This is a genomic window from Bacillus infantis NRRL B-14911, assembly GCF_000473245.1.
Lineage (GTDB): Bacteria > Bacillota > Bacilli > Bacillales > Cytobacillaceae > Bacillus_AB > Bacillus_AB infantis.
The window spans coordinates 4,877,544-4,884,713 of record NC_022524.1; the positions used below are offsets into that span (position 1 = coordinate 4,877,544).

Sequence of the window (7,170 nt, forward strand, 5' to 3'; positions counted from 1 at the left end):
CTTTACGAAACTCCCTATTACATATTCTCCTAAAAAACGGGAACTCCTGCACCTCAGATAAACAATCTTCCGACAGGAGACGCGTTTTTATCGATGAGAATATGGATATATAACAACAGCTGCTATTAAAAATTATGCCATAAATCCGGGACAAAAGTAACTAATTATTCAATTGGGCTCTTATTAGGGGTGCCCGGTTTTCTTGGGAATTTCTTTGGTGCCGGCTTCTCTTTCCGGATCACAAAGATATTCCGCTCGCTTTCTTCTTCCGGTAAAAGGAAGGAGTGGGAATCCTCCAATTTGCCGCCAAGCATCGTAATCGCTTTCTTGCCTGCAGCCAGTTCATCCTGGGCGCTGGCCCCTTTCATGGCCACAAAATGGCCGCCAACCTTGGCAAGGGGAAGGCAAAGCTCAGTCAGCACCGACATTCTGGCAACAGCCCTGGCTGTCACAACATCAAATGCTTCCCTGTATTCCTTGTTCTGTCCGAAGGTTTCCGCCCGGTCATGGACGAAACGGACGTTTTCAAGGCCAAGCTTTCCTGCAAGATGCTCCAGGAAATTGATCCGTTTATTCAATGAATCAACGATCGTCACGCTGATTTCCGGGAATGCAATTTTGATCGGAAGGCTCGGGAAACCCGCTCCTGCACCTACATCGCAAATATGTAAGGGCTTGGAGAAATCAAAATAAAAGGCAGCGGAAACAGAGTCATAGAAGTGCTTCAGATAGACTTCAGGCTTGTCTGTTATAGCTGTCAGGTTCATTTTTTCATTCCACTCAACCAATGTTTCATAATAAATATTGTATTGATCAATCTGCCTTGGAGAAAGGGAAATCCCTTTCTCCTCCAGCATCTTGATGAATTGTTCAGTATTCATTGCCCATTCCTTTCCTGCAGCTGTAATTAGTTGTTGGAAACCCTGGCGACCCTTCCTTGCTCAAGATATACAAGCAGGATGGAGATATCGGCAGGATTGACGCCGGATATCCGGGAAGCCTGCGCAATGGACAGCGGACGTACTTCCTTCAGCTTTTGGCGGGCCTCTGAAGCAAGTCCGTTGATCGCATCATAATCGATATTTTCCGGCACCTTTTTGTTTTCCATCTTCTTCAGGCGCTCGACCTGCTGCAGGGATTTTTCGATATAACCTTCATACTTCAGCTGGATTTCGACCTGTTCTGTCACATCAAAGTCCAAATCTGCGTCGGCAGGCGCCGCAAGCTTGATATGCTCATACGACATTTCCGGGCGCTTAAGCAGGTCTGAAGCACGGATTCCGTCCTTCAGCTCGCTTCCGCCCTGGTTTTTGATCATTTCCTGTACTTCGGCAGAAGGCTTGATGATGATGGAACGCAGCCTTTCTTTTTCCGCTTCGATCGCCTGTTTTTTCTCTGTGAAGCGTCCGTATCTTTCATCGCTGATCAGGCCGATCTTATGGCCTGCATCCGTCAGGCGCAGATCGGCATTATCGTGGCGGAGAAGCAGCCTGTATTCCGCACGGGAAGTCAGGAGGCGGTAAGGCTCATTCGTCCCTTTTGTGACAAGATCATCGATCAGCACACCGATATAGGCATCAGAGCGGCTGAGGATAAGCTCTTCCTTGCCAAGCGCGTTCAGGCCGGCATTGATTCCTGCCATAAGCCCCTGTCCCGCTGCTTCCTCATATCCGGAGGTTCCATTAATCTGCCCGGCGGTATAAAGATTCTTGACCTTCTTCGTTTCCAATGTCGGCCAAAGCTGGGTCGGAACAATGCTGTCATACTCAATCGCATAGCCGGCACGCATCATCTGGACATTTTCAAGGCCTGGAATTGTGCGGAGGATCTTCTGCTGCACATCCTCCGGCAGGCTTGTGGAAAGCCCCTGCACATAAACTTCCTGCGTATTCCGGCCTTCAGGCTCTAGGAAGATCTGATGGCGCGGCTTGTCATTGAAGCGGACCACCTTATCTTCGATGGAAGGGCAATAGCGCGGCCCGGTTCCTTTGATCATGCCTGAATACATCGGCGAACGGTGCAGATTATCGTCGATCAGACTATGCGTTGTTTCATTTGTATAGGTAAGCCAGCATGGCAGCTGGTCTGTGATATATTTAGTCGTTTCATATGAGAACGCCCGCGGCACATCATCGCCGGGCTGGATCTCTGTCTTGCTGTAATCAATCGTATGGCTGTTCACGCGCGGAGGCGTCCCGGTCTTGAACCGGACCATATCGAAGCCAAGCTCCTGCAGATGCTCCGAAAGCTTAATGGACGGCTGCTGATTATTCGGGCCGCTGGAATATTTCAATTCGCCGAGAATGATTTCCCCGCGCAGGAAGGTCCCGGTGGTAATGACGACCGTCTTCGCGCTGTATGCCGCGCCGGTCATCGTTACAACACCTTTGCAGACGCCGTCTTCCACGATCAGTTTTTCAACCATGCCCTGCAACAGTGTGATATTCGGTTCGTTTTCGATCGTTTTCTTCATTTCATGCTGATAAGTGAATTTATCGGCCTGCGCCCTGAGCGCACGTACAGCCGGCCCTTTTCCTGTATTCAGCATCCTCATCTGGATATGGGTTTTATCGATATTTTTGCCCATTTCACCGCCGAGGGCATCTATTTCCCTGACGACGATCCCTTTTGCCGGACCTCCGACTGAAGGGTTGCACGGCATAAAAGCAACCATATCAAGATTGATGGTCACCATAAGTGTCTTGGCGCCGAGCCGCCCCGCAGCCAGGCCGGCCTCGACTCCTGCATGTCCTGCACCGATAACAATGACATCATAATTGCCTGCATCATACTGCATGTTTCCTGCTGCCTCCTTCTTTCCAGGCTGTTTTCCCGCCTGCCGGATTATTTCCCAAGGCAAAATTGGGAGAAAAGCTGATCGATCAAGCTGTCATGGACACTTTCTCCGATAATCTCGCCCAAAAGCTCCCAAGTTCTAGTCAAATCTATCTGAATAATATCAATTGGCGTTCCAAAATCTACTCCGTTCAGTGCTTCCTCAATGCTGTTCAGGGCCTGGTTGAGCAAAGCGATATGGCGGGTATTGGACACATAAGTCATATCGCCCGCTTCAATGCTGCCGGCGAAGAACAGCGAAGAAATGCTTTCCTCCAGTTCATCGACGCCCTGGTCCTCAAGGAGGGAGGTCGTCACAAGCCTATGCCCGGCCGCAAGCTCGCGCACACGCTCCATATCGATTTGCTGCGGAAGATCGGTTTTATTGACGATGACGATAACATCCATGTCCTCTACCACTTTGAAGAGATTTTCATCTTCCTGCGTCAGCTCATCTGAATAGTTGACGACCAGCAGAATCAGATCGGCCTCCTTCAGCACCTGTCGCGATCTTTCCACACCGATCCGCTCGACAATATCCTCTGTCTCCCGGATGCCGGCAGTATCAAGGAGCCTCAAAGGGACTCCCCTGACGTTTACATACTCTTCTATTACATCACGGGTTGTACCCGGTATATCCGTTACAATCGCCTTGTTTTCATGCACAAGGCTGTTGAGCAGGGATGATTTCCCGACATTCGGCCTCCCGACAATCACTGTCGACAGTCCTTCACGGAGAATTTTCCCCTGCTCTGAAGTCTTCAAGAGCTTCTCAATCTCTCCTTTAACGAAGCCGGCCTTCTCGAGCAGAAGCTGATGGGTCATTTCTTCGACATCATCATACTCCGGATAGTCGATATTGACCTCGATATGGGCCAATGTTTCAAGGATCTCCTGCCGCAGCCTTTTTACCAGCTTGGAAAGTCGCCCTTCCATCTGGCCAAGCGCCACATTCATCGCCCTGTCTGTTTTGGCCCGGATCAAATCCATCACCGCTTCTGCCTGGGAAAGGTCGATCCGTCCGTTCAGGAACGCCCTCTTTGTGAATTCACCAGGCTCGGCGAGGCGGGCACCATGATTCAGCACGAGCTGCAGCACCCGGTTGACTGACACAATCCCGCCATGGCAGTTAATCTCAACCACATCTTCCTTTGTGAAGGTTTTTGGCCCCTTCATCACCGATACCATGACTTCCTCTGCCACCTGGCCGGTTTTCGGATCGATGATATGGCCGTAATGGATCGTATGGGAAGCGGCATCACTTATGCGTTTTCCTCCAACTCCCCTGTATAGCTTGTCTGCAATGGAGAATGCCTCATCACCGCTCAGCCGGACAATGGCGATTGCGCCTTCCCCCATCGGAGTGGATATCGCTGCAATTGTATCTAGCTCCACCCTGCTGCCACCTCATTTCCTGTTTTCTATCTATATAATTAAAACGAATATTTTAAGCCCCAAATAACTAGAATAGCACAAGAGCCTTTGATTAAAAAGATTATTTGCTCAAGCCTGTCCCGCTTATCCACAAGCTTCCCGATTCTCTATACATTATTATGCTCTATTTTAACTTATCCACATGTGAATAACAATAAAACCAGACGCAAATATCGCCGTACATGTTATCCACAGCATAAATGGCTGAAGAGGCTGCCAATCATTGCCTGATATTCAGGAATGGGTTATGACTCGGTGTTCCGGCCGCTGGACAGAAAAGCTGAAGCAGCCGTTCCTCTACTAAAGAACCTCTGACCCCGCACAAGAAATATATGCATTCTACTTACGGAATCATTGACCGCATTCCTTTGCCCATCATTTTTTTTCCATAAAAAAAGCCCTATCCAGTCGGATAAGGCTCCATCGGCTATTTCACCGGTGATATGACAATATGGCGGTTGGGATCGGCTCCGCTTGAGTACGTTTTAACTTTCCGCGTACCGGCCAGTGCCGCATGAATGATTTTTCTTTCGTAGGAAGGCATCGGTTCAAGCGCCACATCCTTGCCGGTTTTGACTGCCTTTTGGGCAAGCCGCTGGGCAAGCTGGATGAGCGTATCATTCCGGCGCTTCCGGTAGTCCTCGGCATCAAGGACCACATTCAGATAAGAATCGGAAGACTTATTGACGACAAGCTGGGTCAGATACTGGAGCGAGTTCAGGGTCTGGCCCCTTTTTCCGATGAAAAGGGCAATTTTTTCGCCGGACAGGATAAGCTCTGCCTCTTTCCCTTCCCTGCGCACTTCCACTTCAACGGGTGCCCCCATTTTCTCGCCGATATTTTTTAAAAATTGGACGGCTTCTTCAATCGGATCCGGCTTAAGAACTGCCCTTACAACGGCAGGCCTGGAACCGAAAATCCCGAAAAAACCTTTTTTTCCTTCTTCAACAATGCTGATTTCCGTGCGGTCTCTTGTTGTCTGCAATTGAGCTAAAGCGGATTCTACTGCTGCTTCGACGGATTGTCCTGTAGCAGTCACTTCTTTCACTTCTTTGCTCCTCCCGCATTTCCGGCAGCTGCTTTTTTCAGATCCGGACCTTTGATGAAATATGTCTGGACAATCATAAAGATGTTACCGACAACCCAGTATAATGACAGGGCTGCAGGGAAATTGATCGCAAATACGATGATCATGACCGGCATGATCCAGAGCATCATGGCCATCTGCGGATTCTGGTTGGCAGTCCCCGCCATCATGATCTTCTGCTGGATGAAAGTCGTTGCGCCGGCAATCAGCGGCAGCAGGTAAATCGGATCCGGAGAACCGAGATCAAACCAAAGGAAGTCATGATTCGCAATTTCGCGTGTGCGTGAAATGGCATGATAGAAACCGATCAGGATCGGCATCTGAACGATGAGCGGGAAACAGCCTGCCAGCGGGTTGACGCCATGCTGCTGGAAAAGAGCCATGGTTTCCTGCTGCAGCTTTTGCTGTGTCTTCTGGTCTTTACTGCTGTATTTCTCTCTCAGCTTCTGCATTTCAGGCTGGAGGGCCTGCATGGCCTTCGAGCTTTTTGTCTGCTTGATCATCAGCGGCAGAATCAAAAGGCGGATGATCAGGGTCACCACGATGATGGCAAGCCCATAGCTGCCCCCGAGCGTTTCAGCTACTTTTACGATGAACATAGAAAGCGGGTAAACAATATACTCATTCCAAAAGCCTTCACTTTCAGAGGTAATCGGCTTATTGACTTCAGTACATCCCGTCAAAAGAGCCATTAGGAAAATCAATCCGAATACAAGAAATATTCGCTTCTTCAACGTTTATCCTCCCTTGCTGCTTTTCATATTTATTATAGGAAAAACCAGGTGCAACTCCCGGCCTTGGGCGGCAGATCCAAACCCTGGCTGCCTGTATGCTTCTTTTCTATAGGCCTGTCCGTCCCGGCTGCAGGACAATATAGGCGCTACGGTGATATTCTACCATTTTTCAGGCGCAAGCGCTTTAAAATTCATGAACTTTATTCAGGCTTTTGCCGGTCCCGATGGTGCCCGGGCCCCCGAAGGACCTTGCCGACTTTCAGGACGTGGGAGAGACTGTTTTTGATCTCATGGAATCCCATATCGGCCACAGGCTTCCTGGCGATGATGACATAGTCATACTCATTATGTATGGAAGCATCCAGCTCATGAAATGCCTGGCGGACATATCTTTTGATTTGGTTCCGGACCACTGCATTGCCGATCTTTTTGCTGACGGAAAGGCCGATGCGGAAGTGCTCCTGCCCCGTTTTCTTCAATGCATATATAACAAATTGACGGTTAGCAAATGACTTTCCTTTTTTAAAGGCTTCCTGAAATTCTTTATTCTTTTTGACTCTGAACTCTTTTTTCATGCCATTTACTCCTCAATCTTAGAAAGCTCTGTCATTCATCCTTTAAGGAAAAGAGCGGGCAGGCAGCCGATCGGCAGCCTGCCGCAATCCAAAAAGGATCCCTTTACCTTTATAACCACAACCGGCTCCTTCTATAAGAAGCCGGATCCATTATCTTTTCAAAAAGGAAAAAAGACCACTGACGTTTCAGTGGCCTAAGCAGATAATACTTTTCTTCCCTTTTGACGGCGGCGCGCTAAAACCTTGCGTCCGTTTGCACTGCTCATACGAGAGCGGAAACCATGAACTTTGCTTCTTTTTCTTTTGTTCGGTTGGAACGTTCTTTTCATTATATTACACCTCCCTGAGGATAACAGTAAAAGACAGTCTTATTGATTATACAAAGATACCCGAATAATTGTCAACTCTTCATTCCGTTTTCCATGATCGAAAAAGCCTTCCGGCATCATTTATATCATTAAGTCTGCATATCGTCTGTTTGATTGTCCGTCCAGAAGATCCGGAC

Annotated in this window: 7 protein-coding genes; all 7 read right to left on the reverse strand. The window is 48.7% G+C overall.

What is annotated here, in order from left to right:
• Positions 1 to 164: 164 nt before the first annotated feature.
• Positions 165 to 881 carry a 16S rRNA (guanine(527)-N(7))-methyltransferase RsmG gene (gene rsmG / locus N288_RS24155; RefSeq protein WP_009796306.1) on the reverse strand — a complete coding sequence of 239 codons (717 nt, stop codon included), beginning with the start codon at positions 879 to 881 and terminating at the stop codon, positions 165 to 167.
• Positions 882 to 907: 26 nt separating this feature from the next.
• The gene (gene mnmG, locus N288_RS24160; RefSeq protein WP_009796307.1) at positions 908 to 2,797 is read right to left on the reverse strand and encodes a tRNA uridine-5-carboxymethylaminomethyl(34) synthesis enzyme MnmG; all 1,890 of its coding nucleotides are present in this window, start codon (positions 2,795 to 2,797) and stop codon (positions 908 to 910) included.
• Positions 2,798 to 2,844: 47 nt separating this feature from the next.
• A complete protein-coding gene (mnmE, locus tag N288_RS24165; RefSeq protein ID WP_009796308.1) occupies positions 2,845 to 4,230 on the reverse strand; it encodes a tRNA uridine-5-carboxymethylaminomethyl(34) synthesis GTPase MnmE in 1,386 nt (461 codons plus the stop codon).
• 466 nt (positions 4,231 to 4,696) lie between these two features.
• Positions 4,697 to 5,317 (reverse strand): RNA-binding cell elongation regulator Jag/EloR, encoded by a 621-nt coding sequence (gene jag, locus N288_RS24170; RefSeq protein ID WP_009796309.1) that lies wholly within the window; start codon positions 5,315 to 5,317, stop codon positions 4,697 to 4,699.
• A complete protein-coding gene (gene spoIIIJ / locus N288_RS24175) occupies positions 5,314 to 6,090 on the reverse strand; it encodes a YidC family membrane integrase SpoIIIJ (RefSeq protein ID WP_022544633.1) in 777 nt (258 codons plus the stop codon). The genes jag and spoIIIJ overlap by 4 nt, the downstream gene beginning before the upstream one ends.
• Positions 6,091 to 6,290: 200 nt before the next feature.
• Complete coding sequence (rnpA, locus tag N288_RS24180; RefSeq protein WP_009796312.1) at positions 6,291 to 6,665, reverse strand: ribonuclease P protein component; 375 nt, start codon at positions 6,663 to 6,665, stop codon at positions 6,291 to 6,293.
• 194 nt (positions 6,666 to 6,859) lie between these two features.
• On the reverse strand, positions 6,860 to 6,994 hold the full coding sequence (gene rpmH, locus N288_RS24970) for a 50S ribosomal protein L34 (protein ID WP_009796313.1): 135 nt from the start codon (positions 6,992 to 6,994) through the stop codon (positions 6,860 to 6,862).
• Between the last annotated feature and the right edge of the window lie 176 nt (positions 6,995 to 7,170).

Coding starts and splice junctions, on each gene's coding strand:
- rsmG (WP_009796306.1), bottom strand. CDS start 881: ATGAATACTGAACAATTCATCAAGATGCTGGAGGAGAAAGGGATTTCC.
- mnmG (WP_009796307.1), bottom strand. CDS start 2,797: ATGCAGTATGATGCAGGCAATTATGATGTCATTGTTATCGGTGCAGGA.
- rnpA (WP_009796312.1), bottom strand. CDS start 6,665: ATGAAAAAAGAGTTCAGAGTCAAAAAGAATAAAGAATTTCAGGAAGCC.
- rpmH (WP_009796313.1), bottom strand. CDS start 6,994: ATGAAAAGAACGTTCCAACCGAACAAAAGAAAAAGAAGCAAAGTTCAT.